This window comes from Flavobacterium sp. (assembly GCF_031381455.1).
GTDB lineage: Bacteria > Bacteroidota > Bacteroidia > Flavobacteriales > Flavobacteriaceae > Flavobacterium.
This window is the reverse complement of the sequence record NZ_JANMXZ010000024.1, coordinates 1-24,692: the sequence shown is the minus strand read 5'-3', so window position 1 is coordinate 24,692 and position 24,692 is coordinate 1. Positions and strand designations below refer to the sequence as shown.

At 36.2% G+C, this 24,692-nt stretch carries 22 protein-coding genes and 1 riboswitch; of the genes, 2 read left to right on the top strand and 20 right to left on the bottom strand.

All coding sequences use genetic code 11. From position 1 onward, the window contains the following. Positions 1–65 precede the first annotated feature (65 nt). The 12 genes from kynU to RMN97_RS06440 all read right to left on the bottom strand — a co-directional run bounded on the left by kynU (position 66) and on the right by RMN97_RS06440 (position 11,936). On the bottom strand, positions 66–1,361 hold the full coding sequence (gene kynU / locus RMN97_RS06495) for a kynureninase (RefSeq protein ID WP_309613709.1): 1,296 nt from the start codon (positions 1,359–1,361) through the stop codon (positions 66–68). A gap of 257 nt (positions 1,362–1,618) precedes the next feature. Next, positions 1,619–2,668 (bottom strand): tRNA preQ1(34) S-adenosylmethionine ribosyltransferase-isomerase QueA, encoded by a 1,050-nt coding sequence (gene queA / locus RMN97_RS06490; protein ID WP_309613708.1) that lies wholly within the window; start codon positions 2,666–2,668, stop codon positions 1,619–1,621. Positions 2,669–2,830: 162 nt separating this feature from the next. Beyond that, positions 2,831–4,075: a 3-phosphoshikimate 1-carboxyvinyltransferase gene (locus RMN97_RS06485; protein ID WP_309613707.1), complete on the bottom strand. Its 1,245-nt coding sequence runs from the start codon at positions 4,073–4,075 to the stop codon at positions 2,831–2,833. Between the two features lie 79 nt (positions 4,076–4,154). After that, on the bottom strand, positions 4,155–4,481 hold the full coding sequence (locus tag RMN97_RS06480) for a nucleotide pyrophosphohydrolase (protein ID WP_290286172.1): 327 nt from the start codon (positions 4,479–4,481) through the stop codon (positions 4,155–4,157). A gap of 1 nt (position 4,482) precedes the next feature. Continuing rightward, the gene (gene dtd / locus RMN97_RS06475) at positions 4,483–4,935 is read right to left on the bottom strand and encodes a D-aminoacyl-tRNA deacylase (protein WP_309613706.1); all 453 of its coding nucleotides are present in this window, start codon (positions 4,933–4,935) and stop codon (positions 4,483–4,485) included. A 104-nt stretch (positions 4,936–5,039) separates the two neighbouring features. Beyond that, entirely contained in the window at positions 5,040–6,017 is a 978-nt protein-coding gene (rsgA, locus tag RMN97_RS06470) for a ribosome small subunit-dependent GTPase A (RefSeq protein ID WP_309613705.1), read from the bottom strand. 126 nt (positions 6,018–6,143) lie between these two features. Beyond that, complete coding sequence (locus tag RMN97_RS06465) at positions 6,144–6,629, bottom strand: hypothetical protein (protein ID WP_309613704.1); 486 nt, start codon at positions 6,627–6,629, stop codon at positions 6,144–6,146. 104 nt (positions 6,630–6,733) lie between these two features. After that, positions 6,734–7,816 (bottom strand): bifunctional 3-deoxy-7-phosphoheptulonate synthase/chorismate mutase type II, encoded by a 1,083-nt coding sequence (locus RMN97_RS06460; RefSeq protein ID WP_309613703.1) that lies wholly within the window; start codon positions 7,814–7,816, stop codon positions 6,734–6,736. 8 nt (positions 7,817–7,824) lie between these two features. Further along, the gene (locus RMN97_RS06455) at positions 7,825–8,670 is read right to left on the bottom strand and encodes a prephenate dehydrogenase (RefSeq protein ID WP_309613702.1); all 846 of its coding nucleotides are present in this window, start codon (positions 8,668–8,670) and stop codon (positions 7,825–7,827) included. Between the two features lie 10 nt (positions 8,671–8,680). Next, the gene (locus tag RMN97_RS06450) at positions 8,681–9,823 is read right to left on the bottom strand and encodes an aminotransferase class I/II-fold pyridoxal phosphate-dependent enzyme (RefSeq protein WP_309613701.1); all 1,143 of its coding nucleotides are present in this window, start codon (positions 9,821–9,823) and stop codon (positions 8,681–8,683) included. Positions 9,824–9,940: 117 nt separating this feature from the next. Further along, positions 9,941–10,768, bottom strand: a complete 828-nt coding sequence (locus RMN97_RS06445; RefSeq protein WP_309613700.1) for a prephenate dehydratase — start codon at positions 10,766–10,768, stop codon at positions 9,941–9,943. A 244-nt stretch (positions 10,769–11,012) separates the two neighbouring features. Continuing rightward, the gene (locus tag RMN97_RS06440) at positions 11,013–11,936 is read right to left on the bottom strand and encodes a M20/M25/M40 family metallo-hydrolase (protein ID WP_309613699.1); all 924 of its coding nucleotides are present in this window, start codon (positions 11,934–11,936) and stop codon (positions 11,013–11,015) included. A gap of 119 nt (positions 11,937–12,055) precedes the next feature. On the opposite strand from RMN97_RS06440, the gene gldA reads away from it, so the two are divergent. Next, positions 12,056–12,955, top strand: a complete 900-nt coding sequence (gldA, locus tag RMN97_RS06435) for a gliding motility-associated ABC transporter ATP-binding subunit GldA (RefSeq protein WP_309613698.1) — start codon at positions 12,056–12,058, stop codon at positions 12,953–12,955. Between the two features lie 67 nt (positions 12,956–13,022). On the opposite strand, the gene RMN97_RS06430 is transcribed toward gldA, so the two are convergent. The 8 genes from RMN97_RS06430 to RMN97_RS06395 all read right to left on the bottom strand — a co-directional run bounded on the left by RMN97_RS06430 (position 13,023) and on the right by RMN97_RS06395 (position 23,852). Continuing rightward, on the bottom strand, positions 13,023–13,772 hold the full coding sequence (locus tag RMN97_RS06430; RefSeq protein ID WP_309613697.1) for a head GIN domain-containing protein: 750 nt from the start codon (positions 13,770–13,772) through the stop codon (positions 13,023–13,025). A gap of 10 nt (positions 13,773–13,782) precedes the next feature. Further along, positions 13,783–14,871 (bottom strand): acyloxyacyl hydrolase, encoded by a 1,089-nt coding sequence (locus RMN97_RS06425; RefSeq protein ID WP_309613696.1) that lies wholly within the window; start codon positions 14,869–14,871, stop codon positions 13,783–13,785. Between the two features lie 183 nt (positions 14,872–15,054). Further along, positions 15,055–16,011, bottom strand: a complete 957-nt coding sequence (gene metF, locus RMN97_RS06420; RefSeq protein ID WP_309613695.1) for a methylenetetrahydrofolate reductase [NAD(P)H] — start codon at positions 16,009–16,011, stop codon at positions 15,055–15,057. Between the two features lie 79 nt (positions 16,012–16,090). Beyond that, on the bottom strand, positions 16,091–18,760 hold the full coding sequence (gene metH, locus RMN97_RS06415) for a methionine synthase (RefSeq protein WP_309613694.1): 2,670 nt from the start codon (positions 18,758–18,760) through the stop codon (positions 16,091–16,093). A gap of 97 nt (positions 18,761–18,857) precedes the next feature. Then, a complete protein-coding gene (locus tag RMN97_RS06410; RefSeq protein ID WP_309613693.1) occupies positions 18,858–19,844 on the bottom strand; it encodes a homocysteine S-methyltransferase family protein in 987 nt (328 codons plus the stop codon). Positions 19,845–20,065: 221 nt separating this feature from the next. Further along, positions 20,066–20,170, bottom strand: a riboswitch (SAM riboswitch). 141 nt (positions 20,171–20,311) lie between these two features. After that, complete coding sequence (locus RMN97_RS06405; RefSeq protein WP_309613692.1) at positions 20,312–21,412, bottom strand: aspartate kinase; 1,101 nt, start codon at positions 21,410–21,412, stop codon at positions 20,312–20,314. Next, positions 21,399–22,400 (bottom strand): alpha/beta fold hydrolase, encoded by a 1,002-nt coding sequence (locus RMN97_RS06400; RefSeq protein WP_309613691.1) that lies wholly within the window; start codon positions 22,398–22,400, stop codon positions 21,399–21,401. The genes RMN97_RS06405 and RMN97_RS06400 overlap by 14 nt, the downstream gene beginning before the upstream one ends. Before the next feature lie 159 nt (positions 22,401–22,559). Then, positions 22,560–23,852, bottom strand: a complete 1,293-nt coding sequence (locus RMN97_RS06395) for a PLP-dependent transferase (protein ID WP_309613690.1) — start codon at positions 23,850–23,852, stop codon at positions 22,560–22,562. A gap of 706 nt (positions 23,853–24,558) precedes the next feature. Between RMN97_RS06395 and RMN97_RS06390 the strand changes: the two genes are divergently transcribed. Then, positions 24,559–24,692: S-adenosylmethionine synthetase N-terminal domain-containing protein (locus tag RMN97_RS06390; RefSeq protein WP_309613715.1), on the top strand; the 134-nt coding region annotated here is incomplete at its 3' end.

Here is a 24,692-nt window from a genome sequence, read left to right as displayed (position 1 = left end):
TATGAATTAAGTGGTATTTTTTAATAAAGAATTGCAAATCAACGAATTGTTTTTCAGAAATCAAATTAATTTACTGTTAAAATTCCTTGTTTTAGTATTTGTCCGAAATCATACATATCTTCATACGAACAGTAAAAAGGCACTGGTGCCAATCGGATTACATTTGGTTCTCGCCAATCGGTAATTACACCGTTTTTCATTAAATAATCAAACAAACTTTTGCCTTGTCCATGAAGAAAAACCGAAAGCTGGCAGGCTCTTTCTTCTTGATTAGCTGGTGTTATAATTTCAAATTCTGTTCCCTCGATTTCTGTATCGATTTCATGCAGAATGAATTCTAAATAGGCCGTTATTTGGTTTCTTTTAGCGATTAGTTTTTCCATTCCAACTTCTGCAAATAGTTCTACAGAAGCCAAATAAGGAGCCAAAGACAATATGGGTAAATTACTCACTTGCCAACCATCCGCACCTACAATTGGATCAAATTTTGGTTCCATCAAAAAACGTCTTTCTTTGTTTTGTGCCCACCAACCGCCAAATCGTGCCAAGCCTTTATTCGTATGATGTTTCTCATGAATAAAACAACCCGAAGCATTTCCCGGACCGGAATTCATGTATTTATATGAACACCAAGCAGCAAAATCGATGTTCCAGTCGTGTAATTCTAATTTTATATTTCCGGCTGCATGAGCTAGGTCGAAACCTACAATTGCACCAGCTTTATGACCTGCTTCGGTGATGGTTTTCATATCAAAAACTTGTCCGGTGTAATAGTTGACGCCACCAATTAACACCAAAGCTAATTCATCACCAACTTCATTGATTTTGGCTAAAACATCTTCTAACCGAATGTTGTGTTCACCGTCTCTTCTTTTGATTTCTACAACGGCATCTTCCGTTTTTATCCCGAGGTCTCGGGAATGAAAATGAACTTGGCTTTGAAACATATATTGATCGGAAGGAAATGCTTTTTCTTCACAAATGATTTTGTACCGCGTTTTTGTTGGTTGATAAAACGACACCATTAGCAAGTGTAAATTTACCGTCAAGGTATTCATCACCGTAACTTCGGAAGGTTTTGCTCCGACTAATTTACTCAACGGATTGGCAAATCGTTCGTGATAATCCCACCAAGGTTTTTCGGCATAAAAATGTCCTTCAACCGCAAGAGTTGACCAGTCATTCATTACTTCATCAATATATTGTTTGGTGCGTTTAGGCTGCAATCCTAGAGAGTTTCCTGTAAAATAAATTACGTTTTTACCATTGTGTTGCGGAAATAAAAATTCGTTGCGATAGTGTTTTAATTCGTCTTGAGAGTCGAGTTGTTGAGCAAACTCGCGTGTGTTTTGGAAAGTCATTGGTGTGGTTATTTGAAGCGTAAAAGTATTGAAAAAAAAATTATTTCACAGAGATGCACAGAGAAACTCTGAGATATACAGAGTTTTAAAATTCAATGTTTTTTTGCGATGACGATTGTTTTTAGCCCTGATCGTAGTGGAAATAAAAAATGTCCCGATGGTTTCGGGACATTTTTTATTGTATCGAAGAGCAGGAACCTGCCTGCCGGCAGGCAGGAATGGATGGCAAGAATGCCCGAACCTTTCGCTCCTAAAAATTATATAATCAACATTGCATCTCCATAAGAATAGAAACGGTATTTTTCTTTGATGGCTTCTTCGTATGCTTTTTTCATCAAATCATGACCGCAAAAAGCAGAAACCATCATCAATAAGGTCGATTTTGGTGTGTGGAAATTAGTTACCATACAATCCGCGATGCTGAAATCATGTGGTGGAAAAATGAATTTATTTGTCCAACCTGTAAACGGATTTAACGTTCTTTGTGATGAAACAGAACTTTCAATAGCACGCATTGAAGTAGTTCCTATACAACAAACTTTGCTCTTTCTTACCTTTGCTTGATTAACAATATCACAGGCTTCCTGGTTTATAATTAACTCTTCAGAATCCATTTTGTGTTTTGACAAATCTTCAACTTCTACTGGGTTGAATGTCCCCAAACCTACGTGTAGTGTGACTTCGGCAAAGTTGATTCCTTTGATTTCTAATTTCTTTAGAAGATGTTTAGAAAAGTGCAAACCAGCTGTTGGAGCGGCAACTGCACCTTCTTCTTTGGCATAAATAGTTTGGTAACGTTCCGCATCTTCTTCGGTTACTTCACGATTGATATATTTTGGGATTGGCGTTTCACCAAGTTCTGTTAATTTTCTTCTGAATTCTTCATACGAACCATCATATAAAAAACGCAATGTTCTTCCACGAGATGTAGTGTTATCAATTACCTCAGCAACTAATGAATCGTCATCACCAAAATAGAGTTTGTTACCAATTCTGATTTTACGAGCCGGATCAACTAAAACATCCCAAAGACGTTGCTCTGCATTTAATTCTCTTAACAAGAAAACTTCAATACGCGCGCCTGTTTTTTCTTTGTTTCCATACATACGAGCAGGGAAAACTTTAGTATTGTTCAAAATCATTACATCGCCATCATCAAAATACTCGATAATGTCTTTGAATTGTTTGTGCTCAATAGTTTTTGTTTTTCTGTTGACAACCATTAGTCTGGCTTCGTCTCTGTTTTCTGCTGGGAATTCCGCTAATAATTCGGCTGGTAGATTGAACTGGAAATGAGATAATTTCATCTATAAAAGTTATGAGTTATAAGTTATGAGTTATGCCCTTCTCCCGAAACTTCGGTAGCGCTCAGGGTGACAAATCATAAAGTTTGCAAATATACTATCGTGAGATAGCGAATGTCAAGTGTTTTGGTGTTTATTTTTCTATTAAGTTGCTGAGTGCCTTAGTTACTGAGTTGCTGAGTGATTTTCTATTTGAAATCCGATACTTTTTAAATCTTCCCAAAATGTTGGATAGGATTTTGAAACTACTTCGGCTTCTTCAATTATGATATCGGTTTTGAGTGCTAAAGGTGCAAAAGCCATTGCCATTCGGTGATCTTGATAGGTTTTGATTCTTATGTCTTCATTTATTTCAGATGAAATTTTAAGCGTAAGACTTTCATCAGTAATTGAAACTTGTGCTCCTAACTTTTCCAATTCGTTTTTTAAAGCTAATAACCTATCTGTTTCTTTTATTTTTAAGGTGTGCAAACCTGTTAAATGACATCCAATTCCTAGTCCGAAACAAGTTACAGCAATGGTTTGGGCGATGTCAGGAGAGTTGTTTAGGTTGTAGGTTGGAGGTTGTAGATTGTATTTGTTGATTTTTGATATTGTAATTGATTTACTGTCATTGAAAATCGTTTCAACTCCGAAGTTTTTATAAATATCTGCCAAGACCGAATCGCCCTGCAGGCTATTTTCTTTATAGCTCGATAATGTGATTTCGGTTCCGATTTCGGATAATGCTACGATAGAATAAAAATAGGAAGCTGAAGACCAGTCGCTTTCTACCGAAAGGGTTTGTGGTTTATGGTTTATAGTTTGTGGTTTGACTATAATTTTATTACTTGCAAATACGGTTTCCACTCCAATGTCATTTAACAAACTCAATGTCATTTTGATGTACGGAACGGAAGTGATTTCACCTTCTAAGTTGAGCTCCAATCCGTTTTCGAGTTTTGGAGCAATAAGTAAAAGTGCCGAAATATATTGACTGCTGACATTTGCCGAAAGCGAAACTTTGCTTTTCGTTACTTTTTTCCCTTTGATTCGGATTGGAGGAAAACCTTCGTTTTCTTCATAAGTTATTTCAGCTCCGAGTTGTCTTAAAGCATTTACTAAAATTTTAATCGGGCGTTCTTTCATTCGGGTCGAACCGGTAAGAACAACTTCCCTATTTTCCTGAATGGAGAAATACGCGGTTAGGAAACGCATGGCAGTTCCGGCGTGATGAATGTCTATAATAGTATCACTGCTTTGTAATGCTTTAGTCATTACTTCCGAATCATCCGAATTGGAAGTGTTTTCCAATATTAGATTTGGATACAATGCCTGGAGCAACAAGAGTCTATTGGTTTCGGATTTTGAACCAGTAATTGCGATTGCAGATTGCGGTTTACAAGTAGATGATTTTAGCAGTAAATTCATAAGTTATTACACAGAGATGCACAGAGAAGCACAAAGATACACAGAGAAAATCTTAATACTTAATACTTCAATCTTAATACTATTTTAGTTTATCGTTATTATGATGACGGTCGTGATCGCGATTGGTTTTTAAATCCATTTTTTTATCAAAAGCTGCTTGCAAATCAATTCCGGTTTGGTTGGCCAAACACAAAACTACAAAAACTACATCGGCTAATTCTTCGCCAAGATCTTTATTTTTATCGCTTTCTTTCTCGGATTGTTCTCCGTAACGACGGGCAATAATACGGGCAACTTCGCCTACCTCTTCGGTAAGCTGCGCCATATTTGTTAGTTCATTGAAATAACGAACACCGTGATTTTTAATCCAGTTGTCTACTTCTAGTTGGGAGTTTTTCAGGTTCATGTTAATCCTTATTTTTTGTGTCGATAATTATAGTAACTGGTCCATCATTTAACAGCGTAACTTTCATGTCGGCACCAAATTGTCCGGTTTGTACTTTCTTGCCCAATTCGGTTTCCATTTGCTGTATAAAAGACTCGTATAGCGGAATAGCTATTTCGGGTTTTGATGCTTTTAAATATGAGGGACGATTTCCTTTTTTAGTTAAAGCATGCAAAGTAAATTGACTTACGATTATCATATCGCCACCAACATCTTTGAGAGATAAATTCATCACGTCATTTTCATCACCAAAAATTCTGAGGTTGGCAATTTTTGCCGTTAGCCAAATACTATCTTCATTGTTATCGGCATCTTCAAAACCAATTAAAACCAATAATCCTTGTTGGATATTGGCAACAATTTGATTGTCAATATTAACTGAACAAGAAGAAACTCTTTGGATTACCGCTTTCATTTTAGCATATGAAGTTAAAAAATAATTTCACAGAGATACACAGAGAAAAACAAAGATGCACAGAGAGTTTGAAAAACTGATGACTGCGACTGAATACTGAACACTTATTTCCTCGTTTCATCACTGGCAATTCTATCATCATTAAACACATCTTGTCGGTAATGTTCGTCGTCGCCTTCCAGAATTTTGAGGTAACTATTATAACGTGACCAAGCTATTTTATTTTCTTCTAAAGCTTTTTTGACTGCGCAATTTGGTTCTTCTTTATGCAAACAATTGTTGAATTTACATTCGTCTTGCAACTTAAAGAATTCAGGAAAATAACCACTTACTTCCGAAGGTTCCATATCTACAATTCCGAAACCTTTTATTCCTGGTGTATCAATGATTTTAGCATCAAATGACAAGTCGTACATTTCGGCAAAAGTCGTTGTGTGTTGCCCTTGCTTACTTTGCTCGGAAATATTTTTGGTTTTCAAATTTAGATTTGGTTCCAAAGCATTTACCAAAGTTGATTTTCCAACACCAGAATGTCCGGAAAACATAGATACTTTTCCAATCATCATTCCTTTTAATTCTTCTAAACCTTTCTTTTCGATAGCCGAAACCTTCAAAAATTTATACCCAATTGCTGAATAGATGTATTGCAAATACAATTGTTCATCCCGCATGGCTTCATCAAAAGTGTCGATTTTGTTAAAAACCAAAACGGCTTCAATGCCATACGCTTCAGCAGTAACCAAAAACCGATCTATAAAACTGGTCGTCGTTGGCGGATTATTGATGGTAATTAAAAGAAAAACGACGTCAATATTGGAAGCAATGATATGGGTTTGCTTGGATAAATTCACCGATTTTCTCACGATATAATTCTTTCTGTCGTGAATGTTATGAATCGATCCGGTTATTGCATCTGAATTCTCATCCAATTCAAAATCTACCACATCGCCAACGGCAATTGGGTTTGTGCTTTTAATGCCTTGCATTCTGAATTTCCCTTTGATGCGGCATTCAAACACTTGGTTTTCTGCCGTTTTCACAGTATACCAACTTCCGGTAGATTTATAAACGAGTCCTGTCAAAATTAATTGTGAATTAAAAATTATGCATTACAAAGGTAAAAAAATGTAACCGTTATTGTATTTAAAGTTGGTTCAAATAAAAAAAGTTGCCATTACTGACAACTTTTAGGATAATTTTAAAAAAATTTAATATTTGTAAACAACTGCCGTTGTGTTGGATGAAGCATCTGTAGTTACCAAAACAAATTGATAACCCAATCTGGCTGCCTCCGTTTTTAGTTTTCTTGCGACTGCTGAATTTCCGTTATTTCCCGATTGATAATTTGCCAAATCAGCACCGTCCCCAATCCGTGGTCCAACTTCTAAACCTTTAGTATTCTCCAGGTTTTCAATGATGACAACTTTTGCCCAATCCGCTTGACTGGTAACCGTAATTTTGTTAGAGGTTTGTATTACCTGACCTGATCTGCCGTAGGTAATTTTTTCAACGGCATTCTTAGCAATAGTGTATGGTACATCTTGACCTTCGTAAGTAAATACGATAACATTATCATCAACACTTATAATTCTTCCTCGAAGTGTTTCACCAATTTGTTTTTTAATCACATCGACTTGGGCGCTGGCTATGTTAAAACCAAAAACCAATGTAAATAGCAAAATAATTTTTTTCATATTCTTTATTTTTAGCATTAATAGACATTATTTAAGACATCAACAAATATAAAAAAAACAATTCTTGCCACCACATTTAACCGATATTCTCACAATTTATCCGATTATCCGTTAATTATCTTCTCTTGATGGCTAATACTTTCTTGGTGAATGGCTTTAAAAATTCTGAGAATAAACTCTTCGCTCAATCCTTTATCTTCTCCGTCTAATATCATTTTGCCCAGAATTTCATTCCATCGTTTGTTTTGCAAAACGGCTACATTTTTTTCTTTTTTCAAGGCACCAATTTGTTCAGCCACTTTCATTCTATTACCAAGAAGTTCTAATAATTTGCTATCAGCAATATCAATATTGGCTCTAAGTTTTATCATTTTGGTATTGAAATCATCATCTTCGGTGGTCACTTTTTTGACTTTCAAATCTTCGAAAATCTGTTTCAAAACTTTTGGTGTAACCTGTTGAGCAGCATCACTCCAAGCATTATCTGGGTCGATATGCGTTTCTATAATTAATCCGTCGTAATTCAAATCCAATGCTTGTTGTGACACTTCCTGAATCATATTTCGTTGTCCTGTAATATGCGAAGGATCACAAATCAGAGGCAAGTCAGGAAAACGACTTTGCAATTCAATTGCAATTTGCCATTCTGGAATGTTTCTGTATTTCGTCTTTTCGTAAGTTGAAAATCCTCTGTGAATTACTCCGAGTTTTTTAATTCCGGCATTGAATAAACGTTCAACGCCACCAATCCATAAAGCCAAATCAGGATTTACCGGGTTTTTTACCAAAACAATTTTATCTGTTCCGGCCAAAGCATCGGCAATTTCCTGAACTGCAAACGGATTCACCGTAGTTCTGGCTCCAATCCAAAGCACATCAATATCGTGTTCCAAAGCTAATTTTACGTGTGCTGCATTCGCCACTTCGGTTGCCATTAGCAAACCTGTTTCGGCTTTGGCTTTTTGAAGCCATTTTAAACCGATGGCTCCAACGCCTTCAAATCCACCCGGACGCGTTCTTGGTTTCCAAATTCCAGCGCGAAAAACACTTACGTCAGAATTTTTCAATTCGTGTGCAATTTTCAGCACTTGATCTTCAGTTTCTGCGCTACATGGCCCAGCAATTACTAATGGATGTGACAGATTGAAATCTTCTAACCATTTTTTGTTTTCTTTTGTGATGTTCATAGCTTTAATTATTTTCCGTTTAATATTTCTTTAATTCTATTAGTGTTTTCCATTTCGTTAAAAATCTGTTCGTAATTCCCGCTTTCCAATAACTCTTTGAATTGCGATAAATTGGCAATATATTCTTCCAATGATTTTACGACTTGCTTTTTATTTTGTTTAAAAATTGGTGTCCACATCGCTGGTGAACTTTTGGCTAATCTGACTGTGCTTTCAAATCCACTGCCTGCCATATCAAAAATATCTTTTTCATCTTTCTCTTTCTCAATAACTGTTTTTCCTAACATAAACGAACTGATATGTGACAAATGCGAGACATATGCAATGTGTTTGTCGTGCGATTTTGGTTCCATATAGCGAATTCTCATTCCCAAATCCTTAAATAATTTCAGCCCTCTTTCCTGTAATTTAAATGTGGTTTTTTCTACTTCGCAAATAATGTTGGTTTTGTCCACAAATAAATTTCGAATGGCAGCAGTTGGTCCTGAAAATTCGGTTCCTGCAATGGGATGTGTTGCTAAAAAGTTTCTTCTTTTAGGATGATTCACTACCGCTTCGCATATTGGACTTTTAGTTGAACCAACTTCAAAAACCAAAGTTTCATCAGAAACCAAATCCAAAACTTTTGGCAAAAGTCCCAAAGCAATATCAACCGGAACGGCCAGAATTACAAAATCCGCATCGATAACCTCATTTAAATCTGATTTTTGATGGATAATTCCAAGTTCAATGGCTTGTTCTAAATGACTGTCATTGGCATCAACACCAATGATAACAGCATCTTTATCTAATGCCTGAATATCCAATGCCATTGAACCACCAATTAAACCTATTCCTATTACGTATACTTTCATTTTTGTCCTTTTAAAATCGTTCTATTGCCTGCTGAATTTTTTCTTCTGTGACGCAAAGCGAAAAACGAATGTAACCTTCTCCATTACTGCCAAAGATAGTTCCCGGCGTGATAAAAATATGCTTTTCAATTAATACTTTATCAATAAATTCTTCAGACAAAATTCCAGCCGGAAGCTTTGCCCAAACAAACAAACCAACGCTATTTTTATCGAAGACACAGTTCAGTTTTTCGGCCAATTTAAAAATCAGATTTCTTCTTTTGGTATAAATTTCATTCTGTTTTTCGAACCATTCGTTTCCTAGTTTCAAAGCTTCGATGGCGCCTTTTTGAATTCCGTAAAACATCCCGCTATCCATATTGCTTTTTACTTTTAGAATGGCATCAATCAATGTTGGATTTCCCAACACCATTCCAACGCGCCAGCCAGCCATATTATAGGTTTTGGACAACGAATTTAATTCTAATGCGATAGCTGACGAACCTTCTACTTGCAATATTGACAACGGATTTTCGTTCAAAACAAAACTGTAAGGGTTGTCATTTACAATTAAAATATTGTGCTTTTTCCCAAACGCAATCAGCTTTTCAAATAGTTCCAAAGTGCCATTCGCTCCAGTTGGCATATGTGGATAGGAAACCCACATTAGTTTTACTTTTGACAAATCGGTTTTTTCTAATTCTTCAAAATCGGGTTGCCAATTCGTTGCTGCTGTCAAATCATAATACACTGCTTTTGCCTGAACCAATTCGGTTACCGAAGCATAAGTAGGATAACCAGGATTCGGGATTAAAACTTCATCACCTTCATTTAAAAAAGCCAGTGAAACATGCATAATCCCTTCTTTGGAACCCATCAACGGAAGAATTTCTGTATTGAAATCTAAGTCGACATTAAAATGGGTTGCATAGAAATCAGCCATACCTTTTCGCAATTCGGGCAAACCTTGATAACTTTGATATTCATGCGCTTTGTCATCAAACATCGCTTTTTGCATGGCTTCGATAACGGTGATGTCCGGAGCTAAATCCGGGCTGCCAATTCCCATATTGATGACTGGCTTTCCTTCTGCTATAAGTTGACGTACTTCTCTCAATTTTCGGGAGAAGTAATATTCTTGAACGCTATTAAGTCTTTTTGCTGTTTGTATCATGTTTCTTAAATGTCAATTTCAATGGCAATGGCAAATTTCAATACTGGTTGCTCATTATTGATATTGTTTTTTGTCATTGATATTGATTTTTGTTATTGATATTGTAATTGATTTTTGTTATTGTATTCCTCTTTTATATTCACCCAACACTTTAAAATGTGTAGTCATTAATTCTAAAATCTTTTTGGCTTTTTCATAATGCTTATATTTTTCAAAAACCACATCTACAAAAAAAGAATATTGAAACGGCGTTTCTATAATTGGCATCGATTGTATTTTGGTTAGATTGAGTTTCGAGTTATTCATTACATTTAATATCGTTGCCAAACTTCCTGGTGTATCGTCTAATTCAAATTTTATCGAAGCCTTATTTATCAATTCTTTAGGTAATTCTTTGTTTTGTGTTTTTACAATTACAAATCGGGTTTTATTGCTTTGAATCGTGTGAATTCCTGCGGAAAGAATTTCTAAATCATACATTTGTGCAGCAATTGGTGATGCTATAGCGGCAACACCTTTTATTTTTTGGTCATGAATTCTGCGAGCACTTTCGGCCGTATCGCCACTTTCTACCAATTTAATATTTGGATATTGAAGAAAGAAATCAGCGCATTGAAGCAATGCCATAGGATGTGAATGAACTTCGGTAATATCATCTAATTTTTGTCCTTTTAGCGCCATCAAATTCATGTGAATGTCTAAATAATGTTCGCCTATGATGTGCAAATTATTTCGGTCAATCAAAGCGTAATTAGGAATTATAGAACCCGCAATCGAGTTTTCTAAAGCCATGACTCCTTTATGAGATTTGTTTTCAATCAAGCTTTTTACTAAAGATGTAAAAGACATACATTCATCCAAATCATATTCCTGCTCAAAATATTCCTGCGCCACCTGATGATGAAACGAGCCTTTGATTCCTTGTATTGCAATTTTTGTTTCCATATTATCAAAAAAAAATCCCAACTCTCGTTGGGATTTATATATCGTATGTTTTACTTTTTATTTCTTTACATAACACAATACTAATCCCTTCTTTTGTCCGAAGAAAAAATAAAAGAAATAGCTATAAAAGGTGTTAAATGTTTTCATTTTTTAATTTCTATTTGGCTAATGTAAAAAATTAAAGTTTAGGTTTTACAAGACTCGACAAAAAAATTTAAGGTAACGTTTTCGTAAAAACGCCTATTTATCGCTTTTCAACTCTTGTAGGTGTGTCTTTTCCGCTGATGATACTTTCTGAACTAATGGCAATGGCTTTGATGATTTCGGTCATATTATCTAAATCCAAAGTCGAAACCTCATCACTTAATTGGTGGTAATTCGCTTCCGAATCCATTTTGGAAGTCGAAATCGTATGCGCCGGAACGCCAAGTGCTGCTAATGTCGCATTATCAGAACGGTAAAATAATTGCATTTCAGTATAAGGATCTGCGTAAAAATTGAAGTTGCTTCCTTTTAAATTCTTTTGAAGGATGGTTCCAAAATCGGATCTTTCAAAACCAGTGATGTAAGCCGAATTCTTTTCCCATTTACTTTCCGTACCAATCATTTCTATATTGAACATCGCAACAACTTCATCTGGATTTATATTTTTCGAGAAATATCTTGAGCCGACAATTCCAATTTCTTCGGCTGTAAATGCCACGAAAATAATGGTGCGTTCGTTATTTCCTAATTCCTTGAAATATTTCGCCAAAGCAATTACAGCCGTAGTTCCCGAAGCATCGTCATTGGCTCCGTTATACACTTTGTCATCTCCATCACTTACTATTCCTAAATGGTCATAATGCGCAGAAAAAATCACATATTCATTCGGTTTTGATTTACCAGGCAAGATTCCGATTACGTTATTTGCATTTTTATCTTTTCTGGTAAATTCCTGTCGGTAGTTTTTTAAATCCTTAAAATGAGCCAGCCCGATTTTGTCAAATTCTTTTTCAATAAAAGCGGAAGCGGAATCAATTCCCGCAGTAAAGACCTGCCTTCCCTGCATTTTGTCTGAAGCCAATTCGGTTTCAATTCTGACGATTTCTGATTTTTGAATTACTGGTTTTACTTGCGCCTGAATCGCAAAACAAGATAATAAGAATAGAAGTGCACTTTTTTTCATTGTATATGATTTGGTTAATTGTGTATGTAAGAGTTCTATTTTAAAAAAAAGTTACAGTAAATCTAAAAAACAATGAACCAAAATTTTTTCTGTTTACATTTGCGATAAATATTCCAGTTATGTCGATAGAAGTTGAAAATATTTCCAAAAGTTACGGAGCTCAAATGGCTTTGGACAGTGTCTCTTTCTCCATCAAAAAAGGAGAAATCGTCGGTTTTCTTGGTCCAAATGGTGCCGGAAAATCTACTTTAATGAAAATTTTGACTACATTTCTCAATGCTGATGCAGGCGTGGCGACGGTGAATGGAAATGACGTAAACGAAAATCAAAAAGCGGTGCAGCTATCGATTGGGTATTTGCCGGAACACAATCCGTTGTATTTGGATTTATATGTTCGCGAATATTTGGCATTTAATGCTGATGTGTATAAAGTTTCGAAATCTCGTATCGAAGAAGTCATTCAGCTAACGGGTTTATCGCCTGAAAGTCATAAAAAAATTAGTCAACTATCGAAAGGTTTCCGTCAGCGTGTGGGTTTGGCAACCGCTTTGCTTCACAATCCTGATGTTTTGATTTTGGATGAACCAACTACCGGATTGGATCCAAATCAATTAGTGGAAATAAGAAACGTAATCAAAAACGTTGGGAAAGACAAAACTGTTTTTCTATCAACGCACATCATGCAGGAAGTAGAAGCGATTTGCGACAGAGTAATCATCATTGACAACGGAAAAATTGTTACTGATAAAAAACTTGACAAATTAGTTTCGGATGAAAAAGAGCAAATCATCGAAGTTGAATTTGACAAAACAGTTGAAGAAACTTTATTAGCAAGTTTGCCAAATATTAAATCTTATAAAAACACCAGTGCAAATCTTTGGACATTAACGTTCACAACCGAAGAAGATATGCGTCCAAAAGTGTTTGATTTTGCTCACGATAACGGATTAAAAACGTTGCAGATTAGTTTGAAAAGCAAGAATTTAGAGCAGATTTTTAGGGAGAAAACTAAGAAGTAGTGTTCAGTCGCAGTCGCAGTTTACAAACAAAAAAACTGAAAACTGAGACTGGGACTACAAACTATAGTTAAGGATAAACGACTCTTCCTTGGTACAATTCTTCTACCTGAACAATTGGAGGTACATTTTTTAAAATAATATTCCCGGTACTATTCATTGTCCCAGTAATGCTTTGAATGGGTTTCACTATCATGTCATTCGAACCACGATGGTAAACAATAATATTTTGGGCTGTTAAATTCTGAGCTTCTATTCTTCCATCACCAAAATAGAAATTAAAATTTGCTGTATTGGTCTGTCCGGAAAGATAAAATCGGGATACATTATTGTTTGCAATATTCAAATAATCATTATTTACATTAAGAATAAAATCCCCAGTTCCTGCGCCACTTTCTCCATCACCATCTTTATCCATAGCAACAAAACTTATATATGGGAACGTCAACATACCATTTGAACTGATGTTTCTATCGGTCTTTGAATAGACTTCCTCCAAGGTTGGTGTAGTAACTAAAACCTTGGTGGTTCCATAAGCGCGAACCCAATTGCAGCTGACATCATCCTTAAATATAAGCTGGTCGCCATTTTGTCTTACTTCCACATTATCAATAAAATTGGAACCGGCAACAATCTCGACTTTGTATTCGCTTCCCTGTGTAATGACTACTTCAATACCGCGATATACTTTTATTTTTTTGAAAGGTTGAACAGCAACTTCCTTAGTAATTATTGGACCAGAACTTTCTACACAATCACTTGGTTTTTCGCAAGCATTGAGTGCCAAAAATAAAACTATCAATAATGAAAAATTCTTCATAGCTGTTTTTTTAAAGTCTGTATCCAATTCCAAATTCCAAAGCTTCTGCTAAAAACAAATGCGTTTTTATCGTAAATCCACCAAAAAGGTTTTTAGTGAAATAATATTTAATTCCGACTCTGTCATAAACTGGAATGTCCTTTTTAAAAGGTTCATAAACATAAAAGCCAATTTGTGTTTCGAGCGAAATACGGTTAATCATTAATTCGTGTCCAACAAAAATTCCGACTCTCTTGTAATCAGTATTAGGACTAATATTTTCTTCCGGATAGGCAACCGAGTAATATTTAATATATTCCTGTATGGATTTTGTCAAAAACAATTCGGTTCCCAACTGTAATGTCGATTTTCTATTGATACGCTTATCTGCATAAAAACTAATATGGTAAAAAGGAAATTGGCCGCTGTTAATAATCGGATTTTCATTAATTCCCGTTCGCAAAACAAAGTTATAGTGAATTGGTTCCTTATATGATTTCTTGACTAAGGTTGTATCTGGCTGGCGTTTAAAATCTTCAGATAAATTATAATTCAACCCCAAATTCAGCACATACGTATTGATACCACTATTGGGCGATTTCATTCTTCCATTGGAGTAATGTGTAAATAAAATTCCGGCATGAAATCCAATATTTTTAAACAAATTCTGATTGTCATAAGCCAATCCTATATTGGTATTTCCCATTAAGCGGCTTCCAAATGCTTTGTTTTTGCTGTTATCTTCCTTGTCATAAGGATTGGTTGTATAGGCAATTCCCTGCGCGAGTTTGAATTGCAAATGCCTCTTCCAAAAATAAAAATTATACAAAGCTCCAAGAGAATAGTTTTGACCCAAAGGCTGGCTTTTAAAATCCTGATACAAAAAATAACCTCCATAATCTGGATAATTGTACGCCTGATGCCATTCTTTAGATCCATCCGTTCTGTTGACAACCGTCACCATCAAACCTTCCGGATGTCCATTAACTAAATGGTACATATCTTCAGTATGAGGTAAGGCATTGCCCCTTAAAATAGAAGCTTCAATTGCGAAAGGATTACTCTTTTGGGCAAAAGAAGAAAGAGCAAAAAACAAAAAAAGAAGGTAAGTTTTCCTCATCCTAAAATTTAATTCGCACAAATATAGCAGAATATCTTTAGGAGCGAATGGTTCGGGTATTTTTCTAAACCATTTTCCCGCTTTCCACTAAATTTTTACACCTGTCAGGTTTTAAAAACCTGACAGGTGTAAAAATACCGTTGTAATCGGGGCTAGAAAGGAATTGTCTTTTGTGAAATCGGCTTAAAAAATGGCTGAAGCAATCGCCTTAATGTTCTCTGCTCTTCCCATAGAATAGTAATGCAAAACTGGGATTCCAGCAGCAACTAATTCTTTACTTTGTTGCGTACACCATTCGATTCCGATTTGTTTTACAGCATCGTTATCCTTTGCTTTAACAACTGCCATAATTAAATCATCGGGTAATTCTAAACTAAATCTATGTGGAATTAAATTTAATTGCTTCTTAGTTGCAATTGGTTTTAAACCCGGAATAATTGGAACTGTAATTCCTGCAGCACGACATTTGGCAACATAATCAAAGAATTTTTGATTGTCAAAAAACATTTGGGTGATAATGTAATCAGCACCGTTTTTGATTTTTTGTTTCAAGAAATGAATATCACTATCCAAACTTGGTGCTTCCATGTGTTTCTCGGGATAACCTGCAACTCCTATGCAAAAATTTGTACAAGAAGAATTTTGTAAATCTTCATCCAAATAAATTCCCTTATTCAGATTATTGACCTGCAAAACCAAATCGGTTGCATACTCATTTCCATCTTTTTCAGGATGGAAATACGTTTCTGTTTTCAAAGCATCTCCACGAAGTGCTACCACATTATTGATACCAAGAAAATCCAAATCAATCAATAAATTCTCAGTATCTTCTTTGTTGAAACCACCACACAAAATATGTGGAATTGCATCTACAGTATATTTGTTTTGAATTCCTGCACAAATGCCAACTGTTCCGGGACGTTTTTTTACAATCTTCTTTTGCAAAAGACCGCTTGGTAATTCCTTGAATTCGTATTCTTCACGATGATACGTCACATCAATAAATGGCGGATTGAATTCCATTAACGGATCGATGCTGTCAAAAATTGACTGGATGTTTTGCCCTTTTAATGGAGGTAAAATCTCAAACGAAAACAATGGTTTTCCGTTGGCGTTTTCAATATGTTGGGTTACTTTCATAATTTTATGTTTATGGTTTGTGGTTTATTGTTTGTGGCTTCTTAACTATAAACCGTTAACAATAAACTACAAACCTTTACTAATCTGCTATATTCGGCGAAAGCCATTTCGTGGCTATTTCTGTTGATATTCCTCTTCTTTTGGCGTAATCTATTACTTGGTCTTCTTTTATTTTCCCTAGTCCGAAATACTTGCTCTCCGGATTTCCAAAATAGTATCCCGAAACCGATGATGCTGGCCACATTGCCATGCTTTCGGTAAGTGTTACTCCGATTTCCTGTTCTACATTTAATAATTTCCAAATCGTGGGTTTCTCTAAATGGTCAGGACAGGCAGGATAACCAGGTGCCGGACGAATTCCTTTATATTCTTCGTCAATCAAATCCTGATTTGACAAACTCTCATTCGAAGCATAACCCCAAATTTCTTTACGAACTTTAAGGTGTAAATATTCTGCGAAAGCTTCGGCTAATCGGTCGCCTAATGCTTTTACCAAAATCGAGTTGTAATCGTCTAATTGCTTTTCAAATTCGGCGGCTTTTTCATCTACACCAAAACCTGTTGTTACGCAAAAACATCCGATATAATCTTGTTTTCCGTTGTCTTTTGGCGCAACAAAATCGGCTAACGCGATGTTTGGTGCACCAGCTGTTTTTTGGGATTGTTGACGTAAAGTAAGGAAATGGACTTCGACAAGCTCAGTCTGACAAACTGCTATGTCGTCGTCTTTTACAGTATTCGCAGGGAAAATTCCGAGGATTCCTTTGGCGGTTAGCCATTTTTCGGAAACGATTTGTTTCAGCATTTCCTGTGCATCAGCAAATAATGATGTTGCTTGCTCGCCTACAACTTCATCAGTCAAAATCGCAGGATATTTTCCGTACAATTCCCATGAACTAAAAAATGGTGTCCAGTCAATAAAATCAACTAGTTCTGACAATTCTACTTCAACGGTTTTTGTTCCGATGAAATTGGGTTTCACTGGAGTAAAATTATCCCAATCTAACTTCAGTTTGTTTTTTCTTGCCTCTTCAATCGATAAGTAATTTTTATCCCGACTTCTATTCAAATAACCTTCACGGAGTTTGTCATATTCTTCGCGGATTGCTTTTACATAACTTCCTTTGGTTTCTGTTTGCAATAAATTACTCGCCACCGTTACGGCACGTGATGCATCGTTTACATGGACAACGGTTTCCTTATATTCAGGTGCGATTTTCACGGCAGTATGCGCGCGCGAAGTTGTTGCTCCACCAATCATAATCGGAATTTTGATATTGAGTTTGTCCATTTCTTTGGCTAAATAAACCATTTCGTCAAGCGAAGGCGTAATCAATCCGCTCAAACCAATAATATCTACGTTTTCGCGAATCGCAGCTTCAATAATTTTTTCTGGCGGAACCATAACTCCCAAATCGATGATTTCAAAATTGTTGCAGCCCAGAACTACAGCCACAATATTTTTCCCAATATCGTGTACATCGCCTTTTACTGTTGCCATTAACACTTTTCCTGCCGAAGATGATTTTCCGTCTTTTTGTGCTTCAATGAATGGCAATAAATAAGCGACTGCTTTCTTCATCACACGTGCCGATTTTACCACTTGTGGCAAGAACATTTTTCCGCTTCCGAATAAATCTCCAACGACATTCATTCCCGCCATCAAATTGATTTCGATAACTTCGATGGCTTTATCTGATGTTGCTCTTGCTTCTTCAACATCTATTTCTATGAATTCGTCTATTCCTTTTACTAACGAATGGGTTAATCTCTCCTGAACTGAGCCATTTCTCCATTCCTGGATTGCTTTTTCATTGGCTTTGAAATCGCCTTTGAAACTTTCGGCTAAATCTAACAATCTCTCGGTTGCGTCTTCTCTTCTATTCAGCAGCACATCTTCTACGTGTTCCAAAAGAATTGGATCAATTTCATCATAAATCTCAAGCATTTCGGGGTTTACGATTCCCATTGTCATTCCGTTTTGAATCGCGTGATATAGGAAGGCCGAATGCATAGCTTCACGCACTTTGTCATTCCCGCGGAACGAAAACGAAACGTTGCTCACACCGCCGGAAATTCCGGCATAAGGAAGATTTTTGCGAATCCATTTTGTGGCTCTGAAAAAATCTAATGCGTTTAGTTTATGTTCTTCCATTCCGGTGGCAACCGGGAAAATATTTGGGTCGAAGATGATATCTTCTGCAGGGAAATGAACTTCATTTACTAAAATATCATAACTCCTTTTGCAGATTTCGATACGTCTTTCGTAATTATCAGCTTGACCATCTTCATCAAAAGCCATTACGATTACAGCTGCTCCGTATCTTTTAATTAATTTGGCATGATGAATGAACGCTTCCTTTCCTTCTTTAAGCGAAATCGAATTCACGACACCTTTTCCTTGTACCACTTTCAATCCTGCTTCAATGATTTCCCATTTGGAACTGTCAATCATTACCGGAACTCGAGCGATATCGGGTTCGGCTGCAATTAGGTTTAGGAATTTGGTCATCGCATAAACACCATCCAACATTCCTTCATCCATATTGATGTCGATGATTTGTGCGCCACCTTCTACTTGATCTCGCGCGACTGTAAGTGCTTCGTTGTATTTTTCTTCTTTGATTAAACGCAAAAATTTACGCGAACCGGTTACATTAGTTCGCTCGCCTACGTTAATGAAATTACTTTCTGGTGTAACTATTAACGGTTCTAATCCGGATAATTTTAAATATTTTGTTTCTGACATTTTTATTTTTATAATCCTGCAAGGTCTTTGAGACCTTGTAGGTTTGTCTCTCTTTGTTTAAATACCTACAAGGTTTTGAAAACCTTGCAGGAAAACGCTATACCAATTCTAATGAACGTGGTTTAAATTCCTTCGCAACATCAGCAATCGCTTTTATGTGCTCTGGAGTTGTGCCACAGCAACCGCCAATAATATTAATTAAATTATCTTGTAAATATTCCTTAATTAACGCTTGCATTTCTTCCGGAGTTTGGTCGTATTGCCCGAAAGCATTTGGCAAACCTGCATTTGGATGCGCTGAAATGTTGAGTTGAGTATTCATCGCCAATCTTTTCAAATAAGGTTTTAATTGGTCTGCGCCTAATGCGCAATTAAATCCGATGCTTAATAAATCGATATGGGCAATTGAAATCAAGAATGCTTCTACGGTTTGACCGGAAAGTGTTCTTCCTGAGGCATCGGTAATTGTTCCTGAAACCATCACCGGAATATCAAGATTGCGTTCTTCTTTTACTTCTTCGATGGCAAAAAGAGCTGCTTTGGCGTTTAATGTATCGAAAATGGTTTCTACTAAAAGCACATCGCAACCGCCATCAATTAAGGCTTCAACTTGTTGTTTGTATGCGATGCGCAAATCGTCAAATGTTACAGCACGGAATCCCGGATCGTTTACGTCTGGCGACATGGATGCTGTTCGGTTTGTTGGCCCGATGGAACCTGCAACAAAACGTGGTCTGTCGGTGAATTCATCAGCAACTTCACGGGCAATTTTGGCAGATTCGTAGTTTAGTTCGTAAACCAAATCTTCTAAATGATAATCGGCCATTCCGATTGTGGTTCCTGAGAATGTATTCGTTTCTACAATATCTGCTCCGGCTTGAAAATACAAGCGATGCACTTGTTTTACCGCTTCGGGTTGTGTGATAGAAAGTAAATCGTTATTTCCTTTTAACGGATGTGGGAAGTCTTTGAAACGTTCTCCTCGGAAATCTTCTTCGGAGAAGTTGTTGCGTTGCAGCATGGTTCCCATGGCTCCGTCGAGAACTAGGATTCTTTCTTGTATTGCTTGTTGAATTTTCGACATAGTTTTTATTTTAACCGCTAAGTTCGCAGAGAAAAACCCGCAAAGTTCGCAAAGGTTAGTTGTTTGCAATTATTCTAGCCCTGATTGAAGCGACATCCTTTTTTGTTTAAGAAAAGCCCTTCGACTGCGCTCAGGGTGACAAAACAAAAAAGATATAGCGAAAAGCAGGAAAAAGCTCCTAAAAATTATAATATGTTATCTGAAAGTTGAGAAGAATTCTCGGGTTATCTGTATCTGAAATTTCAGATTAGAATGTAGCACCTTCTTTTGGCAAAGGGTTGCTAAGCTTTCAACGGGTCTATTCCCTCCAGCTTTCGTGATAACGAACAATAAGTTTATGAACACTGCAAAGTAAAGGCATAGAATTCTATTTTCCAAGGTTTTTGAAAAATAAAAACCTACAACGTTATAATGCTGTAGGTTTTCGGGTCATGCCTGCCGGCAGGAAGGTTGAAGATTAGTTAAAATTATAGCCAAACTGCCTCTTTTATTTTTACTTTTTCGGCGATTTTGAGAATGTCGGTCAAAACGCCGCGAGCCGTTACTTGTTTTCCTGCACCTGCACCTTGAATAACTATTGGAATTTCGCCATACGACTTTGTATAAATTTCAATCAGATTGTCGGCGCCTTTGAGTTGACCTAATGCGGAACTCTGAGGAACTGAAATTAGTTTGACTTCTAACTCTTTTTTGGTCACATCAAATTCACCTACGTAACGCAAAACATGATTATCTGCCTGAGTTATTTTGGCAATATAAAATGGTTTGTCAAAAAGCTGTTTGTTGACCGAATATTCAGCTTTAGAATTCGTTTCATTCAAATCTGGGAGCAAAAGGGATGAAATTTTGATATCTGAAAATTCGAACTTCTGTTCTATTTCACGAGCTAGAATTAATAGCTTTCTGGCTACATCATTGCCTGATAAATCTTCACGGGAATCGGGTTCGGTGTAGCCATTTTTTTCGGCAGCCAAAAGAATGTTGGAAAACGGAATTTCTTCAGCAGAGAATCTATTAAAAATATAACTCAGCGAACCTGAAAATACACCACGGATTTTTGTTATTTCTTCACCCGAAAAGTGCAAATCGTTTATGGTTTGCACCACTGGCAAGCCAGCACCAACATTAGTTTCATAAAGAAAAGTCTTGTCGTACTTTTTTAAATTTCTTCTCAGTTCTTTGTAGAAATCAAAATGAAGTGTATTTGCTTTTTTATTAGCAGATACAATATCAAATCCGTTTTGGATTAACGGAATATAATTTTTGACAATGTCTGAACTTGCTGTGGCATCAACTGCAATTAGGTTTTCCAATTGTTGTTCCTGAGCGTATTCAATAATATCTTCAATTCTGAACGGAATCGCCGACTGTGCAAAATTGGCTTCCCATTGATTTTTGAGTCCATCTTTTTCAAAGAATGCTAAAGAAGAATTGGTGATAATAGGAAATCGCAGATCGATATTTCTTTTTTCGAGAAAGAACTTTTGGCTTTCGATAACTTGGTTTACCAGTGTGCTTCCCACATTTCCGATACCGAAAAGGACGATGTTTATTCTAAGCGCTGACATAAGTTTGTTGTTTTTGTTTATTAAAAATAGGTTTTAAGATTTGGGCCAATTGGTCGAATTCAATCAAGAAAGCGTCATGACCATGGATGGATTTTATTTCGTGATAAAAAACATTGTCTCTAATAGATTTCAATTCTTGATACGTTTCCCGATTTTCATCCGCAATAAAGAAATAATCAGTATCGACTGCAACGATGTGAATATTGGTTTTGATATCTTGTAGAATTGTCAAAAAGTCTTTTCTGTCACGCGTAATGTCATTCGTTTTCAACAAATGGTTCATTAGTTTATACGCTGCCAATCGGAAGCGGTTTTTGAGTTTGAAACCATGATTAATCAACCAATTCTCAATTTGAAAAACAGAAAGATTTTCCAATTTATTTCTTTGAAATCTTTGATTGATAGATTGCGGTGTTCTATACAAAAGCATGGCGTGCAACCTTGCGTCTGCTATTGGATCATCTGAATTATTCAAAATCTGATCCTGAATAAACACATTAGCGATTACCCAATCGGTAGCTTTCCAATCAGAAGCAATTGGAATTAAATTTTCTACTTTATCTGGAAAGAGCACTGTTATTTCCCAGGCTAAAGCGCCACCAAGACTTCCGCCTATGACAGCAAAAACGGTTTCCACTTTTAGAAAATACAAGCCTTCCCAAAAAATGCGGGCTATATCGCGAACAGTAAAATCTTGGTAATTTGAAATCAAATTTCCAAGATTGTCATCATACCCATTTCCCGGAATATTGAACGCAATTACAGTGAAATAATTGGTGTCAATAATTTTGTTCTCGCCAATCAAATCATTCCACCAGCCATTTTCTCCAGTCACTGTAGAATTCCCGGTCAAAGCATGATTGACAACTACTATTGGCGCTGCTCCAATGCGCTGACCAAAAGTTTGATAGAACAATGGAATGTAAGGTCGTTGCTTTCCATTTTCTAAATCAAAATTAAAAAGGTCTATTTTTTCTAAATTCTTCATTTTGTTTATTGTTGTTTTTCATAGTGTATTTTTAAAAGACTGTCTTCAACCGCGAAACTGAAGACAGTCATAACAAACAAACCAACCACCCGAGGCGCAGCCGAACTGTATGGAGCGCAGCGGAATAAAACCAATGGCTTTCTTATAAAAGTCTTAAAACTATATAAGTTGTGACTTTTTAATATTACTAAACACTTCTTTTAAATCGGCTTTTAAATCTTCGATATCTTCTAAACCAACAGATAAGCGAATTAAATCTTTGGTAACTCCGGTTGCTTCTTGTTCGGCGTCTGATAATTGTTGGTGCGTGGTACTTGCTGGGTGAATGATAAGCGATTTCGTATCGCCAATATTGGCTAATAATGAGAACAATTTGGTTTCGTCAGCTACTTTTTTAGCTGCTTCAAATCCGCCTTTTAATCCGAACGTAACAATACCGCTTTTTCCGTTTGGTAAATATTCATCGGCTAAAGTTTTGTATTTGGAAGTAGCCAATCCTGGGTAATTTACCCAAGCTACTTGTTCTTGTGATTGCAACCATTGAGCTAAAGCCAAAGCATTTTCGCTGTGCTTTTTGATTCTGATTTCCAACGTTTCCAATCCTTGTATCGTTTGAAAAGCATTGAACGGACTCAAAGCTGCACCGAAATCGCGCAACCCTTCGATTCTGACTTTGGCGATGAAAGATGCGGCACCTAAAGCTTCGTAGTATTTCAAACCGTGGTAACCTGCAGATGGTTCGGTGAATTCAGGGAATTTTCCGTTGCTCCAATCAAAGTTCCCAGCATCGATGATTACGCCTCCAAGTGATGTTCCGTTTCCTGTGATATATTTGGTCAAGGAATGAATTACAATATCGGCACCAAATTCAATTGGATTTAACAAATAAGGAGTTGCCACAGTATTATCCACAATAAAAGGCACTTTGAATGCTTTTGCTTCTGTAGAAATCGCTTTTAAATCGAGTACATCTAATTTTGGATTACCTAAACTTTCAGCAAAGAATGCTCTGGTATTTTCTTGTGTGGCTTTGGTAAAGTTTTCAGGATTTGATGGATCAACAAATGTTGTTGTGATGCCTAATCTTGGCAAAGTAACTTTAAGCAAATTGTATGTTCCTCCGTATAAACTGTTTGAAGCTACAATGTGATCTCCTGCTTTTAGCAAAACCAAAAGTGTTGTTGCGATTGCCGATGTTCCTGATGCAGTTACTACTGCTCCTATTCCTCCTTCTAAGGTGGCTAAGCGTTGTTCCAGAATATCGTTTGTTGGATTGTTTAATCGAGTGTAAATAAATCCTGCTTCCGCTAAGCCAAATAGATTAGCGGCGTGATCTGAATTGTTGAATACATACGAAGTAGTTTGGTAAATTGGAACGGCTCTTGTTCCTGCGTTTTTAGTAACGTCGTGTCCTGCGTGCAATGCATTAGTTGCGAATTTTTGTGTGCTCATGATTTTTAGTATATAAGATATTAGTATTAAGTATTAAGATTTTTTTGAAATAAAAAAAGTCCCTTTGGATGGCTTACCAAAGGGACTTTTAGGATAGTTATAAAAACTACATTAGATCTTCCGCATCTGGTAACAGGGTATGGCGATACAACAACACATCATGTGCATCATTGTGCGGGTCATCATCATATTTTTTACTGTTACTTTCATTTTGAATTTATTTATTATTGCCCTTCGACTGCGCTCAGGGTGACATTTGTTGAAATAAAAAAACCTCTGCGGTTTGCAGAGGTTCGATTGTATATTTTAAAAATTAAAATTATGCAATAGTTATCTCTGCGGATTTTTCCACATCATACGACACATATTGCAAGTCATTAATTTCATTTTGTTATTTTTTGATGGAGCAAACATCTGAACTATTTTTGAATAAAAAAAATAAAATTTGAAAATTTAACATTTGAGGTTAGATTATATATATTTAAATACTACGTATTTAGAATTTTTAAAAAGACAAATAAAATAAAAAACAAAATAGTTTTTTATATTCTAAATAGTCTTTATACATTTGCACTCGAAAATAAGAGGAAAAATTTGAACTGATTGCAACCTCGTTAAAAAATGCTAAAGCAGAAACTCTCCTTTAGCATTCACAGCGGTCCATTTTTATCTTCATTAAATTTAATATTAAAATTAAAATATAGTTATGGCTTATTTATTTACGTCGGAGTCAGTGAGTGAAGGACATCCAGACAAAGTTGCAGACCAAATTTCTGATGCGTTAATTGACAACTTTTTGGCATTTGATGCTGAATCAAAAGTGGCTTGCGAAACATTGGT